20 protein-coding genes are annotated in these 21,528 nt (G+C 72.1%); 11 read left to right on the plus strand and 9 right to left on the minus strand.

Annotation, left to right across the window (positions count from 1 at the left end):
• Positions 1 to 93 precede the first annotated feature (93 nt).
• The 3 genes from J8G10_RS11050 to J8G10_RS11060 all read left to right on the plus strand — a co-directional run bounded on the left by J8G10_RS11050 (position 94) and on the right by J8G10_RS11060 (position 1,608).
• Positions 94 to 528, plus strand: a complete 435-nt coding sequence (locus J8G10_RS11050; protein WP_251444493.1) for a thioredoxin family protein — start codon at positions 94 to 96, stop codon at positions 526 to 528.
• A complete protein-coding gene (locus tag J8G10_RS11055) occupies positions 525 to 1,115 on the plus strand; it encodes a DUF4395 domain-containing protein (RefSeq protein WP_251444494.1) in 591 nt (196 codons plus the stop codon). Before J8G10_RS11050 ends, J8G10_RS11055 begins: the two co-directional genes overlap by 4 nt.
• A gap of 67 nt (positions 1,116 to 1,182) precedes the next feature.
• The gene (locus J8G10_RS11060; RefSeq protein ID WP_251444497.1) at positions 1,183 to 1,608 is read left to right on the plus strand and encodes an OsmC family peroxiredoxin; all 426 of its coding nucleotides are present in this window, start codon (positions 1,183 to 1,185) and stop codon (positions 1,606 to 1,608) included.
• Between the two features lie 123 nt (positions 1,609 to 1,731).
• Here J8G10_RS11060 and J8G10_RS11065 read toward each other — a convergent pair whose 3' ends face one another.
• Positions 1,732 to 2,166 (minus strand): hypothetical protein, encoded by a 435-nt coding sequence (locus J8G10_RS11065; protein WP_251444499.1) that lies wholly within the window; start codon positions 2,164 to 2,166, stop codon positions 1,732 to 1,734.
• 156 nt (positions 2,167 to 2,322) lie between these two features.
• Between J8G10_RS11065 and J8G10_RS11070 the strand changes: the two genes are divergently transcribed.
• Complete coding sequence (locus J8G10_RS11070) at positions 2,323 to 3,327, plus strand: ATP-binding cassette domain-containing protein (protein ID WP_251444501.1); 1,005 nt, start codon at positions 2,323 to 2,325, stop codon at positions 3,325 to 3,327.
• Complete coding sequence (locus J8G10_RS11075) at positions 3,324 to 4,154, plus strand: ABC transporter permease (RefSeq protein WP_251444503.1); 831 nt, start codon at positions 3,324 to 3,326, stop codon at positions 4,152 to 4,154. The genes J8G10_RS11070 and J8G10_RS11075 overlap by 4 nt, the downstream gene beginning before the upstream one ends.
• A 96-nt stretch (positions 4,155 to 4,250) precedes the next feature.
• On the opposite strand, the gene J8G10_RS11080 is transcribed toward J8G10_RS11075, so the two are convergent.
• Together J8G10_RS11080 and dapB are read right to left on the minus strand one after the other, a co-directional pair.
• Positions 4,251 to 7,406: a BTAD domain-containing putative transcriptional regulator gene (locus J8G10_RS11080; RefSeq protein WP_251444505.1), complete on the minus strand. Its 3,156-nt coding sequence runs from the start codon at positions 7,404 to 7,406 to the stop codon at positions 4,251 to 4,253.
• Positions 7,403 to 8,149: a 4-hydroxy-tetrahydrodipicolinate reductase gene (gene dapB, locus J8G10_RS11085; protein WP_251444507.1), complete on the minus strand. Its 747-nt coding sequence runs from the start codon at positions 8,147 to 8,149 to the stop codon at positions 7,403 to 7,405. The genes J8G10_RS11080 and dapB overlap by 4 nt, the downstream gene beginning before the upstream one ends.
• 85 nt (positions 8,150 to 8,234) lie before the next feature.
• On the opposite strand from dapB, the gene J8G10_RS11090 reads away from it, so the two are divergent.
• Both J8G10_RS11090 and J8G10_RS11095 read left to right on the plus strand, forming a co-directional pair.
• A complete protein-coding gene (locus J8G10_RS11090; RefSeq protein ID WP_251444509.1) occupies positions 8,235 to 8,714 on the plus strand; it encodes a GNAT family N-acetyltransferase in 480 nt (159 codons plus the stop codon).
• Positions 8,711 to 9,145 (plus strand): pyrimidine dimer DNA glycosylase/endonuclease V, encoded by a 435-nt coding sequence (locus J8G10_RS11095; RefSeq protein WP_251444511.1) that lies wholly within the window; start codon positions 8,711 to 8,713, stop codon positions 9,143 to 9,145. The genes J8G10_RS11090 and J8G10_RS11095 overlap by 4 nt, the downstream gene beginning before the upstream one ends.
• A 157-nt stretch (positions 9,146 to 9,302) precedes the next feature.
• Here the strand turns inward: J8G10_RS11095 and J8G10_RS11100 are convergent, their stop codons facing one another.
• The 4 genes from J8G10_RS11100 to J8G10_RS11115 form a co-directional block, all read right to left on the minus strand.
• Positions 9,303 to 9,905 carry a histidine phosphatase family protein gene (locus J8G10_RS11100; RefSeq protein ID WP_251444513.1) on the minus strand — a complete coding sequence of 201 codons (603 nt, stop codon included), beginning with the start codon at positions 9,903 to 9,905 and terminating at the stop codon, positions 9,303 to 9,305.
• Between the two features lie 73 nt (positions 9,906 to 9,978).
• Positions 9,979 to 11,043, minus strand: coding sequence for an aldo/keto reductase (locus tag J8G10_RS11105; protein ID WP_251444515.1), 1,065 nt, complete (start codon positions 11,041 to 11,043; stop codon positions 9,979 to 9,981).
• 200 nt (positions 11,044 to 11,243) lie between these two features.
• The gene (locus J8G10_RS11110; RefSeq protein ID WP_251444517.1) at positions 11,244 to 13,520 is read right to left on the minus strand and encodes a polyribonucleotide nucleotidyltransferase; all 2,277 of its coding nucleotides are present in this window, start codon (positions 13,518 to 13,520) and stop codon (positions 11,244 to 11,246) included.
• Positions 13,521 to 13,657: 137 nt separating this feature from the next.
• Complete coding sequence (locus J8G10_RS11115; protein WP_251444518.1) at positions 13,658 to 15,583, minus strand: GDSL-type esterase/lipase family protein; 1,926 nt, start codon at positions 15,581 to 15,583, stop codon at positions 13,658 to 13,660.
• A gap of 219 nt (positions 15,584 to 15,802) precedes the next feature.
• Between J8G10_RS11115 and J8G10_RS11120 the strand changes: the two genes are divergently transcribed.
• Positions 15,803 to 15,973: a DUF5302 domain-containing protein gene (locus J8G10_RS11120; RefSeq protein WP_091477308.1), complete on the plus strand. Its 171-nt coding sequence runs from the start codon at positions 15,803 to 15,805 to the stop codon at positions 15,971 to 15,973.
• A 124-nt stretch (positions 15,974 to 16,097) separates the two neighbouring features.
• The gene (locus J8G10_RS11125) at positions 16,098 to 17,306 is read left to right on the plus strand and encodes a hypothetical protein (protein ID WP_251444520.1); all 1,209 of its coding nucleotides are present in this window, start codon (positions 16,098 to 16,100) and stop codon (positions 17,304 to 17,306) included.
• Between the two features lie 7 nt (positions 17,307 to 17,313).
• Here J8G10_RS11125 and J8G10_RS11130 read toward each other — a convergent pair whose 3' ends face one another.
• Together J8G10_RS11130 and J8G10_RS11135 are read right to left on the minus strand one after the other, a co-directional pair.
• The gene (locus J8G10_RS11130; protein ID WP_251444522.1) at positions 17,314 to 17,799 is read right to left on the minus strand and encodes an SRPBCC family protein; all 486 of its coding nucleotides are present in this window, start codon (positions 17,797 to 17,799) and stop codon (positions 17,314 to 17,316) included.
• Positions 17,800 to 17,896: 97 nt separating this feature from the next.
• On the minus strand, positions 17,897 to 19,351 hold the full coding sequence (locus J8G10_RS11135; protein ID WP_251444524.1) for a cation:dicarboxylate symporter family transporter: 1,455 nt from the start codon (positions 19,349 to 19,351) through the stop codon (positions 17,897 to 17,899).
• Positions 19,352 to 19,532: 181 nt separating this feature from the next.
• Between J8G10_RS11135 and J8G10_RS11140 the strand changes: the two genes are divergently transcribed.
• A complete protein-coding gene (locus J8G10_RS11140) occupies positions 19,533 to 20,828 on the plus strand; it encodes an ATP-binding protein (protein ID WP_251444526.1) in 1,296 nt (431 codons plus the stop codon).
• Positions 20,825 to 21,517 (plus strand): response regulator, encoded by a 693-nt coding sequence (locus tag J8G10_RS11145; RefSeq protein WP_251444529.1) that lies wholly within the window; start codon positions 20,825 to 20,827, stop codon positions 21,515 to 21,517. Before J8G10_RS11140 ends, J8G10_RS11145 begins: the two co-directional genes overlap by 4 nt.
• The last annotated feature ends 11 nt before the right edge of the window (positions 21,518 to 21,528 follow it).

Here is a 21,528-nt window from a genome sequence, read left to right on the forward strand (position 1 = left end):
CGTACCGGCGGGCGAGCGGCGGCGGGCGGGAGCACGCTGACTCGAACCGTCATATCCGCCCCTGCCCTGCCGACTCGGACGTAGCCTCGGAGCATGTCCCTGCCGATCGCCCTCGTCATCGGCGCCGCGCTGCTCGCGGCGACCGTCGTGGCCGGTCTGCTCCTGCGCCGGCGGGACGGCCGGGCCGTGGTCGTGCACGGCGACCGGCACGTGGATCCCGCCGACCTCATGCGACCGCTCGGGTCCCAGGCGACGCTGGTGCAGTTCAGCACCGAGTTCTGCGCACGCTGCCCGCAGGTGCGGCGCATGCTCGGCTCCGTCGCCGACGAGCGCGCCGGCGTCGTGCTGGCGGAGGTCGACCTCACCTCGCGCTCCGACCTCGCCGCGCGATACAAGGTGCTCTCGACGCCGACCACGCTCGTCGTCGATCCGGAGGGCAGGATCCGCTCCCGTTTCACCGGCGTGCCCGCGCGGGCCGACGTGCTCGCCGCGCTCGCCGCCACGACTCCTCAGGAGGCCCGTCCATGACCGCTCCCGCCGGCATCGATCCCCGCGGCCCGCGCTTCGCCGCGTGGATCACCTCCGCCCTGCTCCTCGTCGCGACCGTGCTGGGACTCGTCGCAGGATCGCCACCTGCCACGATCTCCTTCGGCTGGTTCGCGTATCAGCCGCTCGCGGACGCCACCTACGCCTCCGGTGACTTCGCTTTCATCGCCGGCCGCCCGTTCTGGCTTCAGATCCTGCTGCTGCGCGCCGCCCAGCCGGCGTTCCTGCTCACCCTCGTGATCGCGCTGCTCTTCCTCTGGGGCGTGCTCTCGCCGCGCACCCAGCCGTGGAGCCTGCTGTTCCGCACACTCGTCCGCCCGCGCCTGGATCCTCCGGCCGAGCTGGAGGACCCGCGCCCGCCGCGCTTCGCCCAGGGCGTGGGCCTGTTCGTCGTGACGGTCGGGCTGCTGCTGCATCTGCTCGGCGTGCCGTGGGCGCTGCCCATCGCCACCGCGATGGCGTTCGTGGCTGCCTTCCTGAACGCGGCCTTCGGCCTCTGCCTGGGCTGCCAGCTCTACCTGCTGCTCCAGCGCGCGGGCATCCTGGGCCGGGCGCCGCGACTTCCCTGAGAAGTACGGATCCCTCCGGGCCCGGTCGATAGGCTGGCAGTCTCACCCATTCCGATCGGAGGATCCCATGTCCGTCACGAGCGAAGCCGCTGCCACCTGGACCGGAAGTCTCATCGAAGGCGAGGGATCCGTCTCCTTCTCCTCCTCGCACCTGGGCACGTTCCCCCTGAACTGGAAGGCCCGTTCCGAGGGGTCCGAGACCACGACCACGCCCGAGGAGCTCATCGCCGCCGCGCACTCCTCCTGCTTCAGCATGGCGCTCTCGCACGCGCTGGCCGGAAACGGCACCCCTGCGGAGCGGGTCGACACGACCGCGTCCGTCACGTTCAAGCCCGGCGTCGGCATCACCGGCAGCCACCTCAACGTGAACGCGACGGTCCCCGGCCTCGACGCCGAGACCTTCCAGCGCCTCGCTCAGGAGGCGAAGGTGGGCTGCCCCGTCTCCGCCGCGCTGTCGGGCATCGAGATCACGCTCGAGGCGACCCTGGCCTGAACGCCTCGCGAACCTCGAAGGGCCGTGCCTCCTCGGAGGCGCGGCCCTTTCGCATCAGAGACCGGTCCTGCGCCGCGGTCCGCGAGACCGGTGGCCCGCCGTCGCCCGAGGACGGCGGAGCACCTACTTCGCGAGTCGGATCGCGGCGCGGATCGCGGCGCGCGCATCCTTCCGCCGACCGGCCGCATCCTGGACCACGCCCAGGCGGTACTGCGCGCGCCAGTCCTCCGGGCCCGCCTCGGCGGCTGCGCCGTACTCCGCCAGGAGACGGTCGGCGTCCTCGGGCAGCAGGCGCCCGTTCGAGCGCAGGTGCTCCGGCGCCTCCGGCATCCCGCCCTCGTCGTTCAGCGTGCGGCCGAGGCGGTCGGCCGCGAGGCCGAACTGCAGCTCGCGCACCAGCGCCCATGCTCCGATCAGCGGCATCACGAGCAGGGCTGCGCCCATGGTGATCCCGAGCGCCTGCCCCGACCCGAGCAGCACCACCGCGCGCCAGCCGACGAGTGCGATGTACAGCACGAGGAGCGCGGCCATGACGGCGACGCCGATCCGGGATCCCATCTCTCCATCCTAGGTCGGCGCGCCATCGCGTCCGGCGCCGGCGACAGGCCCGCTCCCGGGGGGCCGACGCTCGACGGCACCGCCGCGGACAGCGCCGGACAGCGTACGACAGCGACACGACAGCGGTCCGAAAGCGGCGGGCCGGATGCTCGGAACATGACGAACTCCACCACCGACTGGGCCCTCGAGGCCGACGGACTCGTGAAGGTGTTCGGTGCGAACCGCGCGGTCGACGGCGTCGACCTGCAGGTGCGCACCGGCGCCGTCTACGGCGTCCTCGGCCCGAACGGCGCCGGCAAGACGACCACCATCAACATGCTCGCGACGCTGCTGCGTCCGGACGGCGGCACCGGCCGCGTGTTCGGGCACGACGTCGTCCGAGAGCCGCACGTTGTGCGGCAGCTCATCGGCGTCACCGGGCAGTTCGCCTCGGTCGACGAGACGCTCTCCGCGACCGAGAACCTCATGATCTTCTCCCGTCTGCTGGGTCTGAGCCGCAGCGAGGCGAAGGCGAAGTCCGCGGATCTCCTCGATCGGTTCGGGTTGTCCGAGGCGGCGAAGCGTCCGCTGCAGAACTTCTCCGGCGGCATGCGGCGGCGCCTCGACCTCGCCGCCTCGCTCCTCGCGCAGCCGCCGCTGATCTTCCTCGATGAGCCGACCACCGGCCTCGATCCGCGCACGCGCGGGCAGATGTGGGACACGATCCGCGAGCTCGTGAGCACCGGATCCACCGTGCTGCTGACGACGCAGTACCTCGACGAGGCCGACCAGCTCGCCGACCGCATCGCCGTGATCGACCGGGGCAAGGTCGTGGCGGAGGGCACACCGGACGACCTCAAGGCCTCCGTCGGCACCTCTTCGCTGCAGCTCCGCGTCCGCGACGCCGCCGACACGGCCGACGCGCTGCGCGCGATCGAGCAGACCCTCGGCGTCCGCGGCGTCCTCTCGCCCGAGGCATCCCGCATCACCGCTCCGATGGCCGACCCCGACCGGATCGCCGATCTGCTGATCACGTTCCGCGAGGCCGGGATCGGTCTCGCGGAGGTGAGCGTGCAGAAGCCCACCCTCGACGAGGTGTTCCTCACCATCACCGGCCACCCGGCGGAGGAGGAGCCCGCCGGGGATCCCACCGCCGCACAGAACCAGGAGGTCCGCGCATGAGCACTCTCTCCCCTGTCGCCGGTCGTATCGTCCCCGCTTCCGAGCGCCGGCCGGCCCCGCGCCCGAGCCTGTCCCTGACGCTGCGCAACACCGTCACCATGGCGGCCCGCGGCCTCATCAAGATCCGCAGGACCCCGGAGCAGCTGGTCGACGTGACCCTGCAGCCGATCCTGTTCACCCTGATGTTCACCTACATCTTCGGTGGAGCGATCTCCGGCGACGTCACGAACTACCTGCCCGTGATCATCCCCGGGATCCTCGTGCAGACCGTGATCACGACCTCGGTCGTGACCGGCGTGCAGCTGCGCGAGGACATGGACAAGGGCGTGTTCGACCGCTTCCGCTCGCTGCCGATCGCGCGTATCGCGCCGCTGTCCGGGGCGCTGCTGGCCGACACGATCCGTTACGGCATCGCCACCGTGCTGACGTTCACGATGGGTTTCATCATGGGCTTCCGTCCGGCGGGCGGTCTCGGCGCTGTCGTCGCCGCCGGCCTGCTGGTGATCGCGTGCTCCTGGGCGATCAGCTGGATCTTCGCCTTCGCCGGCGTCATCGCCCGGACCGCGTCGAGCGTGCAGGGCATCTCGATGCTCATCCTGTTCCCGCTCACGTTCCTCTCCAACGCGTTCGTCCCGGTCGACACGATGCCGAGCTGGCTGCAGTGGTTCGTGAACGTCAACCCGGTCTCGCATCTCGTGACCGCCGTGCGCGATCTGGTCAACACGGGCGCGTTCGGTGCCGACGCCTGGGTGTCACTCCTCGGCGCCGTGGTGATCGTCGCGATCTTCGCGCCGCTCACCGTGCGGGCGTACATGCGCAAGGCCTGAACAGGGCTCGTCACGGGGCGTCCTCCTCTCGGAGGGCGCCCCTCGGCGCTGGGCGGCCCCGCTCTCCGCGCGCCGTGCTCAGCGAGCGCGCCGTGCTCAGCGAGCGCCCAGCACGGCGAGGCCGCGCGCCACCCTCTCGTCAGGATCCAGTGCCGCCGCGTCCGCCCGGGCCTCGGCGACCTCCGCGGATCCGGCGATCCTCTCCGCATCCGCGAGATGCACGGCGAGGCTGAGACTCGGCATGTTCTGCCGCCCGCCGAGCACCTCGGCGAGCGCGACGGCCGCTGTCCCCCGTCCGATGAGCTCCGGCTGCCGGATCGCCCAGGCCGACCATCCGATCAGGGCCGTACCGAGCACCGGCCGGTCCACGCCCTCCCGGCGCAGCCGGCAGGCGGCGATGGTGCGCGTGCGCAGCCGCCGCTCCCACACGGCCAGCTCCGCCTCCGGCACCTCGAGCTCCCGCACGGCCGCCGAGACATACCCCGACAGCGCCATCAGGTACCAGGGCGAGCGACGGTGCACGGGATCGGCGAAAGCCGCCATCGCCCGGCGGAAGCCCTCGGTCGCGTCGGCCCTGCGCCCCTCCAGGAGGTCGGCCTCCGCGAGCCCGTACAGACCGATCGACCCCAGTTCCACGCCGTCCTGGCTGAGGCCCCCTTCTTCGACGAGCCGGCTGAACAGCGCTCGGGCCTCGTCGCCGCGGCCCAGGCAGAGCAGCGCGCCTCCGCGCACCCACTCCTGGTGGTCGATCTGATCCTGCGCTTCGAACTCGGCGAACACGGCGCCCGCACGCTGGATCCAGGTCATCGCCTCGGCCGGACGGGCCGACTGCGCGGCCAGCTGGGCGGCGAGGTCGGCGGCCATGCCCTCCGCCCACCGCTCGTCGAGGCTGCGCGCCCGCTGCCAGGCGCTGCGGGCGGCTTCCATCGCCTCCTCCGCCTCGCCGTCGTTCTCTGCGCGGTGCGAGCGCAGCACGTCCGCGGCCAGCTGCGCGCGCGGATCCGACCTCTGCGGCCCCTCGGGCAACGACCCCATCGGCGCGCCCCGGCCCACGGAGAGCAGCGCGTCCGACAGCAGTTGCCAGGCCGGTGCGAGCGCGTCGCCGGCTGCGCGCACGGCACGGGCGACGAAGGCGAGTCCGCGCGCGGCGAGGGGGTCCCCGCTGATCATGCAGCCGAGCGAGGCCATCACGACGGCCATGACCTGCAGGTCGGGCTCGACGTCCCCGGCCGGCAGAGCGTCAACGATCTCGATCATCGGCCCCGCATAGCCGATGAACTCGGTGAAGGAGCCGCGGATGAACCAGGACTGACCGAGGACGGTGAACAGACGCACCGCGTCGCGGCCGCGCCGCTCCGCGACCAGGTGCCGCAGCACATGCACGAGGTTGTCGTGCTCGCGCGTGATCGCGAGGTGCGCCCGCGCGGTCAGGCCCGCGGGGAACGCCCGCGTCCTCGCACCGTGCGCGGCGACGAAGGCGAGCGCCCATGCGACCACGGCCTCCCACGCGTCCTGCTCGGCGCCGATCTCGACCAGCCGGTCGTGTCCGAACTCGCGCACGGTCTCCAGCATGCGGAAGCGCACGTCGCCGTCGCCGATCTCCACGACGTTCAGCAGCGACTGCGAGACGAGTCCCTCCAGCACATCGTCGGACGCAGCGGTCAGGACGGCGTCGGCGGTCTCCGCCGAGAAGCCGCCGGGAAGCACGGACAGCAGCGCGAGCGCCTGCCGCGCCTCCGGCGAGAGCAGATCCCAGCTCCACTCGATCACGGCCTCCAGCGTGCGGTGGCGCTCGGGAGCCGAACGGTCACCGGTGGTCAGCAGCGCGAACCGGTTCTCCAGCCGCCGTTCGATCTGCTCGGGCGTCATCGTGCGCACCCGCGCCGCAGCGAGCTCGATCGCGAGCGGCAGCCCGTCCAGACGTGCACACAGGCGCGCGACGACCTCGAGATCGAGCGTCGCTCCCGGACGTGCGGCCTGCGCACGCTCCACGAAGAGGCGCACGGCCGGTGCATCCTGCGTCGCCTCGATCCCCAGCGGCTCCAGCGGAAGCACGCGCTCCGCGGCGATCGCGAGCGGGGTGCGGCTGGTGGTCAGGATCCGCAACGACGGCACCATGGCCAGCAGATCCGCCGACCAGCGCGCGACACCGTCGATCACCTGCTCGCAGTTGTCCAGGACCAGGAGCGTCGTCCGCTCACCGAGAGCGGCGATGATGCGGGCGCCGAGGTCGGGACGCGGACGCTGCTCCGAGAGCCTGCCGCCGGGGGCGTTCTCGCTGATTCCCAGGGCGGCGGCGACCGCCAGCGGCACGCCCCCGTCGGTGCGCACACCGGCGAGCGGGACGACGACCACGGCGGGCGCCGGCGACTCCGCCGCCAGTGCCTGCGCGAGCCGGGTCTTGCCCAGTCCGCCCGCGCCCATGATGGTCACGAGCCGTGCGGTGCGCAGCAGGACGCGCGCGCTCGCCAGCGCTCCGTCGCGGCCGATGAGCTCGTTCGGGGCGGACTGCACACCGATCCGCACCCGCGGCCCCTCGTCCCGCCCGCGCAGCAGCCGCGCGTTCAGCTCGACGAGCTCGGGGCCGGGCGAGCTGCCCAGCGCGTCGGCGAGGGCGGCGCGCAGCCGTGCGAAGACGCCGAGGGCCTCAGGGACCCTGCCGTCGTCGGCGAGTGCCGTCATCAGCGCGGCCTGAGCCGTCTCATCGAGCGGATGGGCCGCAGCGAGTTCCTCGAGGATCCCGATGCCCTCCGCCGCCTGCCCAGCGGCCACGAGCGAGGCGGCGAGGCAGCCGCGGAGTGCGGCCTGCAGGCCCTGCGTGTGCGCCGCGAGCTCCTCCGCGATCGGAGCCCCCGCGAGGTCCGCGCCGGGCTCGCCCCGCCACAGGGCGAGGGCCGCGCGCAGCAACCGGACGCGGTCGGGATCGCCGTCGTCGAGTGTCTCCGCCTCGGCGCGCAGACGGCGCGCGGACTGGAGGTCGGTGTCATCGGTGCCCAGGGCATAGCCTCCCGGAGCGCTCGCGATGGCGTCCGGCCCGGCGAGCGCCCTGGCCCGGGAGACGAGCGTCTGCAGGGCCGCCTTCGGGTTCTGCGGCTGGTCGTCCCCCCAGACCTCGTCGGCCAGCGCGGGCACGGATCGCGTGGTGCCGGTGCCCGCCAGGACGAGCGCCGTCAGCAGAGCGCGCATGGGCGTGCCTCCGGCGTCGCGATCCGCGATCCGCACCGGGCCGAGCACGCCGATGCGCGCGGTCATGCGCGCGGCCGGATCCCCAGATCGATCACGTTCTCCAGGCCCACGACCACACCGCGCAGATCACGGGCGTACGGCAGGGCGAGGCGGATCCCGGGGGCGTACGCCGCCGCCGACTGCACGGTGTCGTGCACGATCGTGAGCGACTCCCCCGGGCCCGAAAGGATGACCTCCTGCTTGGCGAGCACGCCGGGCCGGCGCAGCGAGTGCACCGGGACGCCGGCGACCTGCTGGCCGCGCGCGCGCTGGTCGACGTGCGGCGCATCGACGGGCCCCTGCTCGGAGCGGGCCGCCGCGATCAGTTCCGCAGTGCGCACCGCCGTGCCGCTGGGCGAGTCGATCTTCGTGTGCTGGTGCGCCTCGATGATCTCGACGGACCCGAAGAACGGAGCGGCGAGGGCGGCCAGCGCCGTGCCCAGCACGGATCCCAGCGAGAAGTTGGGCACGAACAGCGCTCCCGTGCCGGCGGCGTCGATGGCCGGCCGCACCTGGGCGATGCGGTCGGCAGACCACCCCGAGGTCGCGACGAGGAGGTTGATGCCGCGGTCGACCGCGGCGCGCACGATCTCGACGCTGGAGGCCGGCGTGGTCGCATCGACCACGAGGTCGGCGCCGTCGAGCTCGTCCATCGTGCTGTTCGAGCCGAGCACCGCGCCGAGCTCGAACCCGTCCAGCTGCGCGATCACATCGCCGATGATGGTGCCGAGCTTGCCGGAGGCGCCCACCAGGGCCACGCGCGTCGTCATGTCCACAGTCTATTCAGGGCGGCGGACGCGGCTCCTCCGCGCGGCTGGTGCGGTCCGGGGCGCGTCGAGGGCATAACGTCGGAGCATGCCCACGTTCCGGATCGCATCCCCCGAGGATGCCGACGCGCACGCCGTGCTGGTCGCCTACTTCACCCTGCGGGCCGCGGAGTTCCCCGGTGGCACCTACTCCCCTACATATCCGAAGGCCGCGGCGTTCCAGGATCCTGACGGCGTCTTCCTGCTTCTCGAAGACGACGACGCGATCGTGGGCTGCGGCGGGATCCGCCGCGTCGCGATGCCCGACGGCGCGCCGGACGTGTTCGAGATCAAACACGTGTTCCTGAGCCCGGAGACGCGCGGTCGCGGCTGGGGGCGCCTGCTGCTCGAGGAGTTGGAACGCCGCGCTCGCGGATTCGGGGCCGGCGCCCTCGTGCTCGACACCCACCACACGCTCGAGGCGGCCGGCCACCTCTACCGCAACAGCGGCTTCGCCGAGATCCCCCGTTACAACGAGAATCCCAACGCGACCCGTTGGTATCGGAAGGATCTGGAGGCGCACGCGTGAGGCTGTGGTCTGTTCACCCCCGCTACTACGATCGGCAGGCGCTCACGGCGTGCTGGCGCGAGGGACTGCTCGCGCAGGCGGTGATCGCGGACCCGACGCGGCGCGGCTATGCGAACCACCCGCAGCTGCAGCGGTTCCGCGCCGTGCGGGATCCGCTCGCGGCGATCGGCGACTACCTCTCCGCAGTGGTGGACGAGGCCGACGCACGCGGCTACCGGTTCGCGCGGGAGAAGATCCTCAAGACCGGTCCCGTGGAGCGGATCCCCGTCGCCCACGGTCAGCTCGAGTACGAGTGGGGGCACCTGCTGCGCAAGCTCGAGGTCCGCAACCCGGACCTCTGGGAGCGGTGGCGCACCCGTGCGCTCCCGGATCCGCATCCGCTCTTCATCGTCGAGCCGGGTCCGATCGCCGACTGGGAGCGCATCAGCTGATCCCGGCGCGACGCGGCGGGCCGTCCTCGCCCGTCACGATCAGCACACGTGGTGACGATCAGCACACGGATCCGGCGAACTCGTGTGCTGATCGTGACAGGCCGTGCGGATCGTCACGAACATGCGCCGCGCAAGCGCCGCGTCCACGGTTGTGAGGTCAGACCGCGAGGGGATCCGGCAGGCCGGTGCGCAGCTCCACAGGCAGATGGCTCAGGTCGTTGTGCGCGAGCAGGGTCCACGGGCGGCCCTGCTTCTGCGAGATCACGGTGAGTCCGCAGTTCGCCTGGTTGAGCGTCATCCAGCGCCAGTCCGGCGCCTCGAGCACCTCGCGGACGAACCAGCCGATCACGAAGTTGTGCGTGATGAGCACCTCGTGGACGTCACCGGGCTTGCGGACCAGGTACTCGTTGACGGCGTCATCCATCTGCGCCCTGCCGGCCTCGATCTCCGCATCGGTGACGGATCCGAAGAAGGGCTCGAAGACGGCTGGTGTCTCCTCCGTCATGCCGGTGGGCACGCAGTCGAACAGCAGCGCGGACGGCTCAGCCTCGACCGAGGGGATCCGCTCGGAGATCGCCCTCGCCGTCTCGGCGGCGCGGAGCAGCGGAGAATGCCAGATCGCGTCGAGCGGGAGCCCGGACAGGCGGTCGGCGATCAGCTCGGCCTGACGGCGACCGCGCGGCGAGAGGGGGCCGTCGGCGAGACCGTGCTCGGCGTCCTGATGTTCGCCGTGCCGGACCAGATAGATGTAATGCGTCACAACCGCTCGCCTCGTCGCCGACTCCGTGGTCGGGGTGCTTCCAGCCTATGTCACGGATCGGACACGGACCGGATCAGCTCGCCGCCCGGGTGAGTTCGGCCAGCTGCGCCCGCCCCAGCGCGACACCCGCGCCCTGCATGAGCTCATCCACCTGGTCGGTCGCGAAGGCGTTGACGATGGGGGCGGTGACCGTGCGCTGCGCGAGCAGCCAGCCGATCGCCACCGCCGCAACGGGCACCTGCAGCTCGTCCGCCGCGATGTCGAGAGCCCGCAGCACCTTGATTCCGCGGCGGTTGATGTTGCCGCGCAACTGCATGCCGCGCACGCCCTGCAGGGCCTGCTTCGAACGGTGGCGCCCCGAGAGGAAGCCGTGCTCGAGGGCGTGCGAGGGCGTCACCGCGAGCCCCTGGGCCGCGGCGACCAGTCGCAGGTCGCCCTCGAAGCCCTGGCGGCGCAGCAGGTTATACGGCTCGTCCAGCACCTCGATGCGCGGGTACCCCGCCGAGGCGAGGATCCGGGCCTCGACCAGACGCTCCGGGGTGAACCCGAAGGCTCCCAGCAGGCGCACCTTGCCGGTCTCGACCAGCCACTCCGCCGTGGCGAGGGTGTCCTCGAGGGCGCTGCCGTCGTCGACCGTGCCGTCGAGGTAGAGCACGTCGATGCACTCGACTCCGAGCCGGTTCAGCGAGGCCTCCACCGCGCGGACGAGGTTCACCGCGCCGATGCCGGGGTTGTCGGGGTGACCGCCCACGCGCACGCTCAGCACGATGTCGTCGCGGTTGCGCCGCGACGCGAGCCAGCGCCCGATGATGTGCTCGCTGCGCCCCGCGGCGAAGCTGTCGGCGGTGTGCACCGCGTTGCCGCCGAACTCGGCGTAGCGGTCGAGAATGCGCAGGGCGGTGTCGGCGTCGGTGTTCCAGCCGAACTCCGCGCCGCCCAGGATCAATGGGAAGGTGCGGATGCCTGTCTCGCCGATCGGCACGCGCAGGCTCGTGCCGATGCCGGGTCCGACCACGGGGATCGGGGCGGACGGATGCGGCGGCACCACGGCAGGCGGCGTCGTGACGGCGGGCGCGGTCGCGACGGCAGGCGCGGCACCGCCGGTCGCGGATCCGGGTCCGACACTGAAGAGACGCATGCGATCACCCCCGTGTCTGCTGCGCTGTGCTTCGAACGCACCCCCCGGTGCGTTCCCTACGAGAGTAAGGGAGGCCTCGGACGCTTCCGTTCATTGAGACGGCCGGGAGGCGAACAATGGATAACGGTTCGGTCACGAAGACGCGAAAAGGCCCGCCATGTCCCCCCTTCGGCGGACATGACGGGCCTTTTCGTGAGGAATCAGGCCTCGGCGGTCTCGGCGACCGGCTCCGCAGCCTCGGCCGGAGCCTCGTCGATGACGGGCTCGAGCGAGAGCTTGCCGCGGTCGTCGATCTTCGTGATCTTCACGAGGATCTTCTGGCCGACGGAGAGCACGTCGTCGACGTTCTCCACGCGCTTGCCACCGGCGAGCTTGCGCACCTCGGTGACGTGCAGGAGGCCGTCCTTGCCCGGGAGCAGGGAGACGAACGCGCCGAAGGTCGCGATCTTGACGACCGTGCCGAGGAACTGCTCACCGACCTCGGGGTTGGTCGGGTTGGCGATCGCGTTCACCTGGGCACGGGCGGCCTCGGCCGACGGGCCGTCGGTCGCGCCGATGTAGACGGTGCCGTCCTCCTCGATGGAGATCTGCGCGCCGGTCTCGTCCTGGATCGCGTTGATCGTCTTGCCCTTCGGGCCGATCAGCTCGCCGATCTTGTCGACCGGGATCTGCACGCTGATCACGCGCGGCGCGGTCGGCGCCATCTCGTCCGGGCTGTCGATCGCGGCGTTGAGCACGTTGAGGATCGTCAGACGCGCGTCCTTGGCCTGGGTCAGCGCGCCGGCGAGCACCTCGGAGGGGATGCCGTCGAGCTTGGTGTCCAGCTGGATCGCGGTGACGAACTCGCTCGTGCCGGCGACCTTGAAGTCCATGTCGCCGAGCGCGTCCTCGGCGCCCAGGATGTCGGTGAGCGCCGCGTAGCGGGTCTCGCCGTCGACCTGGTCGGACACGAGGCCCATCGCGATGCCGGCGACGGGGGCGCGCAGCGGCACACCCGCGTTCAGCAGCGACAGGGTCGAGGCGCAGACGGATCCCATCGAGGTGGATCCGTTGGAGCTGAGCGCCTCGGAGACCTGACGGATCGCGTAGGGGAACTCTTCGCGGCTCGGCAGCACCGGCACGAGGGCGCGCTCGGCGAGGAAGCCGTGCCCGATCTCGCGACGCTTCGGCGAACCCACGCGGCCGGTCTCGCCGGTCGAGTAGGGCGGGAAGTTGTAGTGGTGCATGTAGCGCTTGCTCGTGGTGGGCGACAGCGAGTCGATCTGCTGCTCCATCTTGAGCATGTTGAGCGTGGTGACGCCCAGGATCTGGGTCTCGCCGCGCTGGAAGATCGCGGAGCCGTGCACGCGCGGGATGACCTGCACCTCGGCGTCGAGCGGGCGGATGTCCGCGAGGCCGCGACCGTCGATGCGGACGCCCTCGGTGAGGATCCGGCCGCGCACGATCTTCTTCGTGACGGACTTGTAGGCGGCGGAGAACTCGCTGAGGGCGATCTCCGGCTGCTCGCCGGCCTCGACGGCGGCGACCAGCTCGGCCTTGACACGGTCCTTGATCGCGTCGTCGGCGTTCTGGCGCTCCTGCTTGTCGGCGATCTGGTAGACGTCGACGAGCTCGGCGAAGGCGCGCGACGAGACGAAGTCGAACGTCTCCTCGCTGTACGGCAGGAAGACCGGGTACACGCCCGGCTCCTTCGACGCCGTGGCGGCGAGCTGTGCCTGCGCCTCGACGAGCTGCTTGAGGAACGGCTTGGCCGCCTCGAGACCCTGCGCGACGATGTCCTCGCTGGGCTTGGTGGCGCCGGCCTTGATCAGGTTCCAGCTACCCTCGGTCGCCTCGGCCTCCACCATCATGATCGCGACGTCGGTGCTGCCGTCACCCTTGGTGACCACGCGGCCCGCGACGACGAGGTCGAAGACGGCCTGCTCGACCTGCTCCGCGTTGGGGAACGCGACCCACTGGTCCGCGTGCTCGCCGTGGCCGGGGATGAACGCGAGGCGCACACCGGCCACGGGGCCGGAGAACGGCAGGCCCGAGATCTGGGTCGACGCGGACGCCGCGTTGATCGCGAGCGCGTCGTAGTACTCGCCCGGAGCGATGCTCAGGACGGTGATGACGATCTGCACCTCGTTGCGCAGGCCGTCGACGAACGACGGACGCAGCGGACGGTCGATCAGACGGCAGACGAGGATCGCCTCGGTGGACGGACGGCCCTCGCGACGGAAGAACGAGCCGGGGATCTTGCCCGCGGCGTACGAGCGCTCCTCGACGTCGACGGTCAGCGGGAAGAAGTCGAAGCCCTCGCGCGGCGACTTGCCCGCGCTCGTGGCCGAGAGGAGCATCGTCTCCTCGTCGAGGTAAGCGGCGACCGCGCCCTGCGCCTGCTGCGCGAGACGGCCCGTCTCGAAGCGGACGGTGCGGGTGCCGAAGCGGCCGTTGTCGAGAACGGCCTCGGTGGCAGTGATTTCAGGACCTTCCAAGAGGTCTCTCCTTCTTTGTTTAGGCTCGCTCTCCCGTGTGGAGCGCGAGCATGGACGGATGCGCACAGAGGCATCCTGTTCGATCCTATCAGCGCGCGGCGCAACAGCTGCCCCGGCCTCTCCCGCCGCGCAGCCGATCAGACCTCGCTCGGCTCCCGCACTCCCCGCTCGCGGCCGAGGCGCACGTAGTCGTGGTGCTTCGCGCTGCGTCCGTCGCCCGCGGCCCGTCCATGCAGACGCCGCCACACCCAGGGGAGCGCATGCCGACGCCACCACACGCCGGCCCCGGTGCGCTCCGACGCGTGCAGGGCCTCGTCCAGCGCGCCGAGCTCGTCCGCGAGGGCCACGCCGAGCACGCCGCCGGCCCGATAGGCGAGGAAGCGGTGCCCTCGACTGGAGAGGTGCACGAGGTCCTCCCCCCAGTTCGGCCTCTCGGCGAGCTGCGGATGCAGGTCGGTGTCCAGCAGGATCGCGCCCTGGCGGCGGGCGATGCCCGCGAGCGCCGTGGCCCAGGCGGAGAACCGGCGGGCGTAGATCCGCGCCGCCGGGTTGCCCGGCAGGAACGCCGTGACGACCAGGACGTCGGCGCCCGCCTCGCGCAGCTGCCGCACGGCGTCCTCGAGACGCGCCGCGAGCCGCGGGATCGAGGCGCGCCGCTTCACCAGGTCGTTCGCGCCGACGAGGATCGACGCGAGATCCGGGCGCAGCTCGAGGGCGCGCTGCAGCTGCGTGCCGCAGACGTCCTCGACGCGCTTCGAGCGGATCGCGAGGTTCGCGTAGTCCAGCGGTTCCCGGGCAGCCAGCAGCAGAGCGAGCCGATCCGCCCAGCCGCGCAGTGCGCCGTCGGGCCCCGGATCGCACAGGCCCTCGGTCAGCGAGTCGCCGAGCGCGACATAGCGGCGCCAGTGCTTGCGCTCCCCCGCCGGCGCGGGCTCGGGTCGCACCGCCCGGGGAGCGCGGAGGCCCGCGTCGGCCCTGTGCAGCTCCTGCGCCTCGGCGAAGTGCCCGAGGAGCTGGTCGCACACGGCGCTCCAGCTGCGCCCCTCGACCGCCTCGCGACCCGCGCGGCCGAACGCCTGCCGTTTGCAGGCGTCACCGGCGAGATCCCGCACCCGCTCGCGCAGATCCTCGAGATCGCCCGGGCGGTAGAGCCAGCCGTCGATCCCCTTCCGCACGAGGTCGAGCGGGCCGCCCCGGCCCGTCGCGACCACCGGGATCCCGCTCGCGTGGGCCTCCTGCAGCGTCTGACCGAAGGTCTCGCTCTCCCCCGGATGCACGAAGACGTCGAAGGACGCCATCGCCCGGGCGAGCTCGGCCCCGCCGAGGTGCCCCAGGAAGAGCGCGCCGGGCAGCAGCGCCTCGAGACGGGGACGGGCGGGTCCGTCGCCTACGATCACGAGCCGCACCCCGGGGAGGTCGGCGAGCACGCGCAGATCCTCCACCTGCTTCTCCGGCGCCAGCCGCCCGACGTAGCCGACGACGACGTCCGACCCGCCCCGGTGCTCCCAGTCCGCCACCCGCCGATCGGGGTGGAAGCGTTCGGCGTCCACTCCCCTGCCCCAGCGACGCACCCGGTCGACGCCGAGACGGGCGAGCTGCTCCTCGGACTCCGACGACGGAGCGAGGGTCAGCGTCGCCCGACGGTGCAGACGCGCGATGTGCGCTTCGGCGAGCGCGGTGGTGAGGGCCACTCCGTAGCGGGCGGCGTAGGCGGCGACGTCGGTCTGGTACGCCGCGACCGACGGCACCCCGATGCGCTCCGCGGCGAGCGCACCGCGCCAGCCCAGCGCGAAGGGCGACGCGAGGTGCACGACGTCGGGCTCGAAGCGGGCCAGCGCGACGGACAGCCGGTGCGCGCTCGAGGTGCCCACCCGCACGGTGCGGTAGCCGGGCAGGGCGACCGACGGGATCGGCTCAATCCGCGCGTGCCCGATCATGCGCGGCATGTCCGCGGCCGCGGGCGCGTACACACGGGCCTCATGTCCGTGACGCTCGAGATGGCGGAGGATCTGCAGGACGCTCCCGGTCACGCCGTTCATGTGCGGGAGGAAGGATTCCGTCACGATCGCTGCTCTCACGTGATCAGGATCCCGCCCCGCCGGCTCCGGAGGCGCCCGGATCGGCGATCATCGCGCAGTGTTCACCGGATGCACGGCACCCGGTCACCGATCGTCTGCCGCCGCGTCCTCCGCCGACGATGCCGTCCTCGGGACCGGCACGCGACCGGCGACGAGCCGCGGCGACGATGGCCCTGTCGGGACGCACGCCCTAGGCTGGCGCGCATGAGTACCGACGACACCGCCGCTGCGGACATGAAGCGCAAGTTCAAGGAGGCGCTCGAGAAGAAGAACGCCCAGCAGCATCGGGGCGAGGCGCATCTGGACGGCGACTCCGCCGTGCACGGCACACACGCCGCGCAGACCAAGCGCGAGTTCCGCCGCAAGAGCGGCTGATGCCCGGATCCACCCGGTAAGGGGCGCCGACGCATCGCCGTCGGCGCCCCTCCGCATGCGGCCCCCGAGACCGGTCCGTGCCGTCGCAGTTCCGATCCACAGGCAACCGGGTTACGGTCGAAAGGTGAGCGATCCGTCCCGAACCGCCGCTCCCTCGCGAAGGGGCCGCGCCGCGCGCCTGCTCGCCGCGATCCTGGCGACCTCGACGCTCGTGGCGGGCCCGATGGTCGCGGCGCCGGCGTACGCGGACGACTACCCGTCCTGGCAGGACGTGCAGAACGCGCAGGGCGACGAACAGGCCACGCAGGACGAGATCGCCAAAGTGAACGACGCGCTCGCGGGAACGCAGCAGAAGGCGGCGGACGCCTCGACCGCCGCGATGAAGGCGGCCCAGGCCTCCGACGCCGCGCGAGCCGACGCCGATGCCGCCGCGAAGCGCGCCGATCAGCTGACCGCACAGGCGGCCGACGCCACTGCGGCGGCCGAGCGCACGCACGAACAGGTGGGCACGATCATCGCCGGCCGGGCCCGGACGGAGACCGCTGCGCCGCTCTCCGTACGCCTCCTGACCGCTTCGGATCCGGATCAGCTGCTCACCCGGCTCGGGGTCATGCAGCGCCTGGACGCGACGTGGAGCACTCTCGGCGCACGCGCTCTCGCGGAGCAGGGGGTTGCGGCCACGCTGCGGGATCAGGCGCAGACGGCGCGCACGGCACGCGATCAGCGGGCGACGGCGGCGGAGCAGGCCGCCCGGGAGGCGAAAGCGGCCGCGGATGCCGAGGCCGCCGCGGTCCAGGACCTGCAGGGCCACGTCACGACGCTCTATCAACAGCTCGCCGCGCTGAAGAACACCACGGCGGACGTCGAGCGCCGCTACCGGCTCGGCCAGCAGGTGGCCGAGCAGGAGCGCCAGGCCGAGCTGCAGCGCGAGGCGGCCGCCGCGGCCGCGGCCGCGGGTTCCGGCGGCGGCTCCTCGGGCGGCTCCGGAGGCGGATCCACCGACCTCGGCGGGGGCGGGGTGAACGTCGACCCGGCCGGCGCCCAGGCTTACGCCGCCGGGCAGCTCGGCAACTACGGCTGGGGCCAGGATCAGTTCCCCTGCCTGTACCGCCTGTGGATGCAGGAGTCCAGCTGGCGTGCGGACGCGCTCAACCCCGACAGCGATGCCTACGGGATCCCGCAGGCCCTGCCCGCCGAGAAGCTGGCGGCGGCCGGCCCCGACTGGCGCACCAACGGGAACACCCAGATCGACTGGGGGCTGAACTACATCCAGGACCGGTACGGGTCCCCCTGCGGCGCCTGGGCGCACGAGGTCTCGAACAACTGGTACTGAGCAGTCCTCAGGGACGAGCCCGCGCCGCGCGGGCGGCGTCGAGGACGACCGGATCCGCACAGCCGCGCGCGAAACCGGCGATCCTGCGGCGGATCTCCCGTCCCAGGACGACGGTGCCGATGCGTTCCGCGACGGGGGCGAGCCACGCGGGTCGGCAGGTGAAACTGTACTTCCAGACGGCGCGCGTGCCGCCGTCCACCGGTTCGAAGCGCCAGCCCGCACCGAGCGTGCGGAGGAACCACGGCCCGCGCTCCATCACCATCCCCACGGTCGTCGGCGGGGCGTAGGAGACGTAGTGGGTGGTCATGGCGAGGCCGAACCTCTGCCGGGTGAAGGTGCGCACGCCCTTCGCCGGGGTCGTCGCACCGTCGAGGAAGTGCTGCGCGTGGATGAAGCCGTCCCAGCGGCGTCGTACCTCCCCCGTCGTCTGCGAGACCGCGAAGGCCAGGTCGGGGGAGATCGGGACGACGACGGCGGCCTGGACGACGGGCATGCTCCGACGCTAGCGCCTCGGCCGCGACGGCGAGGCACGCGACGGCCGGGGCGGGGCGTCGTCGGCGCCCCGGCCCGGCCTCAGCGGGCGATCCGGGTCAGCCGCGCCCGGCGCGAGCGCGTGCCCGCTCCTGCTTGGCGGCCATCTCGTCCACGGCGGCATGTCCGAGCGTCTCGGTGCTGACCGCCTCCGCCTCACCGCGGCCGAGCGCGGCAGAGGGCGCGTCGTGCCCGACGCCGTCCAGGGTCGACTCGTCGAACGGCCGCGCACCCGAGAGGACCGCGCGCACCTGCTCCGCATCGATCTGCTTCGTCCAGGTGCCGATGAGGATCGTGGCGACCGCGTTGCCGGTGAAGTTGGTCAGCGCGCGGCCCTCCGACATGAAGCGGTCGATGCCCACGATCACGCCCACGCCGTTCACGAGGTCGGGCCGGTACGCCTGCAGGCCGCCCGCCAGCGTCGCGAGCCCGGCGCCGGTGACGCCCGCGGCGCCCTTGCTCGCGATGATCATGAAGACGAGGAGGCCGATCTGCTCGGGGATCGACATCGGCTGGCCGAGGCCCGTCGCGATGAACAGGGACGCCATCGTGAGGTAGATCGCCGTGCCGTCGAGGTTGAACGAGTAGCCGGTCGGCACCGTGATGCCGACGACGGGCTTCGCGACCCCGAGGTGCTCCATCTTCGCGATCAGGCGAGGCAGCGCCGACTCGGAGGACGAGGTGCCGACGATCAGCAGGTACTCGCGCGCCAGGTACTTCATGAGCTGGAAGATGTTCACCCGCGCGACGAGCATCAGGATCCCGCCCAGCACCACGACGATGAACACGATGCAGGTCAGGTAGAACGCACCGAGGAGGATCCCGAGGCTCCAGATCGCCGCAACGCCCGTCTTTCCGACCACGGCGGCGATCGCGCCGAACGCGCCGAGCGGGGCGAGCCACAGGATCATCCCGAGCACGCGGAACACGAGCGTCTGCAGGTGCTTGATCGCCGTCATGATGGGCGCGCCGCGCTCCCCCAGCCCCTGCAGCGCGAACCCGACGAGCAGCGCGATGAAGAGCACCTGCAGCACGCTCTCGCCGGTGAAGGCGCCGAAGAACGTGGCGGGGATGATGCCGAGGATGAAGTCCTGCGTCGTCTTCGCCTCGGTCGTCGCGGCCTCATAGGTCGCGCCCGCCATGTGCAGCCCCTCGCCGGGATGGATGATGTTGCCGACGACCAGCCCGATCGCGAGGGCGAACGTCGACATCACCATGAAGTAGACGAGCGCGAGCCCGCCGATCTTGCCGACCGTCGCCGCCTTCGCGATGGATCCGACGCCGATCACGATCGTGCAGAAGATGATCGGCGCGATCATCATCTTGATGAGGCTCACGAATCCCTTGCCGATGGGTTCGAGACCCTGCGCGAACTGCGGGAACACGAGCCCCACGGCGATCCCGAGGGCCACCGCGATGAGCACGGACACATAGAGCCAGGTGTGCTTGTCCCAGGAGTTCTTGCCGCGGCGCCAGTCGTGCCGCGGGAGAGTGAAACCTTCGGTGAGAGCCATCATCGCCTCCGCTGAGTGAACCTGAAGCCCGCACCCCTGCGGGCGGGCTGTGCCGACCATCGTGCGGATCCGCGGCTCTGCCCGGCGAGTTCTGGTCGTATTGAAACCGGCTCGGATCCGCTCCGGGCCGCCGCTGGTCCGGGGAGCTCGCGCATACTGGCTGAGGAGGTCGGGATCGGCGATGGCGACGACAAGACGCGGCGGAGTGCGCAGTGCGGCATCACGCGTGTTCGCGCTCCTGATCGGATCCGTGCTGCTGATCGGCGCCGCGATCGGGGCGTTCCTCACCTGGGAGGCGCAGACCTCGGCGCGGCAGGAGGCCGAGCACGTCACCGCGGCGATCGCGCAGGCGCTCGCCGCGGCACCGGAGATCGAGGCCGCCGTGACCGCCGCCGACCGCCCCACGGCGGCGGGGGGTCTGCGCGCGTACGTCGAGTCCGCCCGCACCGGCGCCGGGCTCGACTTCATCACCGTGATGGACCGCGACGGCGTGCGCCTGACGCATCCGGATCCCGCCCGGATCGGCGAGAAGTACCTGGGCACGATCCCCGCCGACGGTCGTCCCCTCACCGAGCAGTACACGGGGACGCTCGGGCCGTCCGTGCGCACGATCGCCCCGGTCCACGACGCGGACGGCGCGATCGTCGGCTGGGTGTCGGCGGGCGTGACCGTGGAGTCGCTCGCCGGGGCGCTGCTGCGACGCCTGCCCGTGATCGTGCTGCTGACCCTCGCCGTCGTGGCCCTGGGCGCGATCGGGGCCGTGCTCGCCCGGCTCGCGACACGGCGCATCACGGGCGATCTGGATGCCCGCGATGTGCGCGAGGCCGTGGCCGGGTACGAGTCGGTGCGCACGCTCGGCGAGGCGCTGCGCGCGCAGACCCACGAACACGGCAACCGCCTGCACACGGCGCTGTCTCTGCTCGAGCTCGACCGCCGCGACGAGGCGATCGCGTTGCTGTCCGAATCCTCCCTGCAGAGCCAGTCGGTGATCGACCAGATGACGCTGCGGGACGGGGATCCGACGCTCGGCGCGCTGCTGCTCGGCAAGGCCTCCCAGGCGAAGGAACGCGGCGTGCGCTGGCAGGTCCAGGTGGATCCGGCCGCTCCCCGTGCGGATCTGCCCCCGGTCGACGCCGTCGCCGTGGTCGGCAACCTCATCGACAACGCCCTCGACGCCGCGCGTCAGGCTGGGACGGGCGCCGACCGCTGGGTGCGGGTGGACGTGACGGCGGCGGACGGCGGCGCCGTCGCGATCACCGTCGCGGACGGGGGCCCCGGAGTCCCCGCGGACGACCGGGAGCGCATCTTCGAGCACGGCTACTCCACCAAGCCGAGCGACCGCACGGGGCGCGGCGTCGGACTGGCCCTCGTCCGCGACATCGTGACCGCCGCCGGCGGGAGGGTCGAGCTGTCCGCAGACCCGACCGCGTTCCGTGTCACGCTGCCGGGTGCGCCGTCGGAGAGGAGATCCGGATGATCGGCGTCCTGCTCGTCGACGACGATCCGCTCACGCTCGAGCTGCACGCGGCGTACCTCGCACGGCTCGACGGCTTCGAGGTCGTCGGCGAGTGCACCGGCGTCCGCGCCGCGCTCAGCGCGCTGACCACGGAGGCGGAGCGGATCGACCTGGTGCTGCTGGACCTCACGATGCCGGACGGATCCGGCATCGACGTCCTGCGGCGCATCCGCGGAGCCGGGAGCGCGATCGACGTGATCGCGGTGACGAGTGTCCGCGATGTCGAGGCCGTGCGGCGGATGTCGGCGCTCGGCGTCGCCCAGTATCTGCTCAAGCCGTTCCCGTTCGCCGTCTTCCGCGAACGCCTGCTGCAGTACCGCGACCGGCACGAGCGCGCGATCGCCCTCGCCGGAGCCGCCAGCCAGGAGGAGATCGACGCCCTGATCGGCGGGCCGACGACCGGGACGATCGCCCTCCCGAAGGGACTCGCGGTCGAGACGCTGCAGACGGTGACCGCCGTGCTGCGCGCCCACGGCGACCTCTCGGCGGCGGAGGCCGCACCCCTCGTGGGCGTCTCGCGGGTCACCGCGCGACGCTACCTGGAGCACCTCGTCGCCCAGCAGATCGCGATCCGCGCCCCGCGCTACGGGGCGCCGGGACGTCCGGAGACCGCGTACCGCCTGGCCGGAACGGGAACGGCTTCACACTGACCGCCCCGCCC

The organism is Microbacterium sp. USTB-Y, assembly GCF_023703415.1.
Classification (GTDB): domain Bacteria; phylum Actinomycetota; class Actinomycetes; order Actinomycetales; family Microbacteriaceae; genus Microbacterium.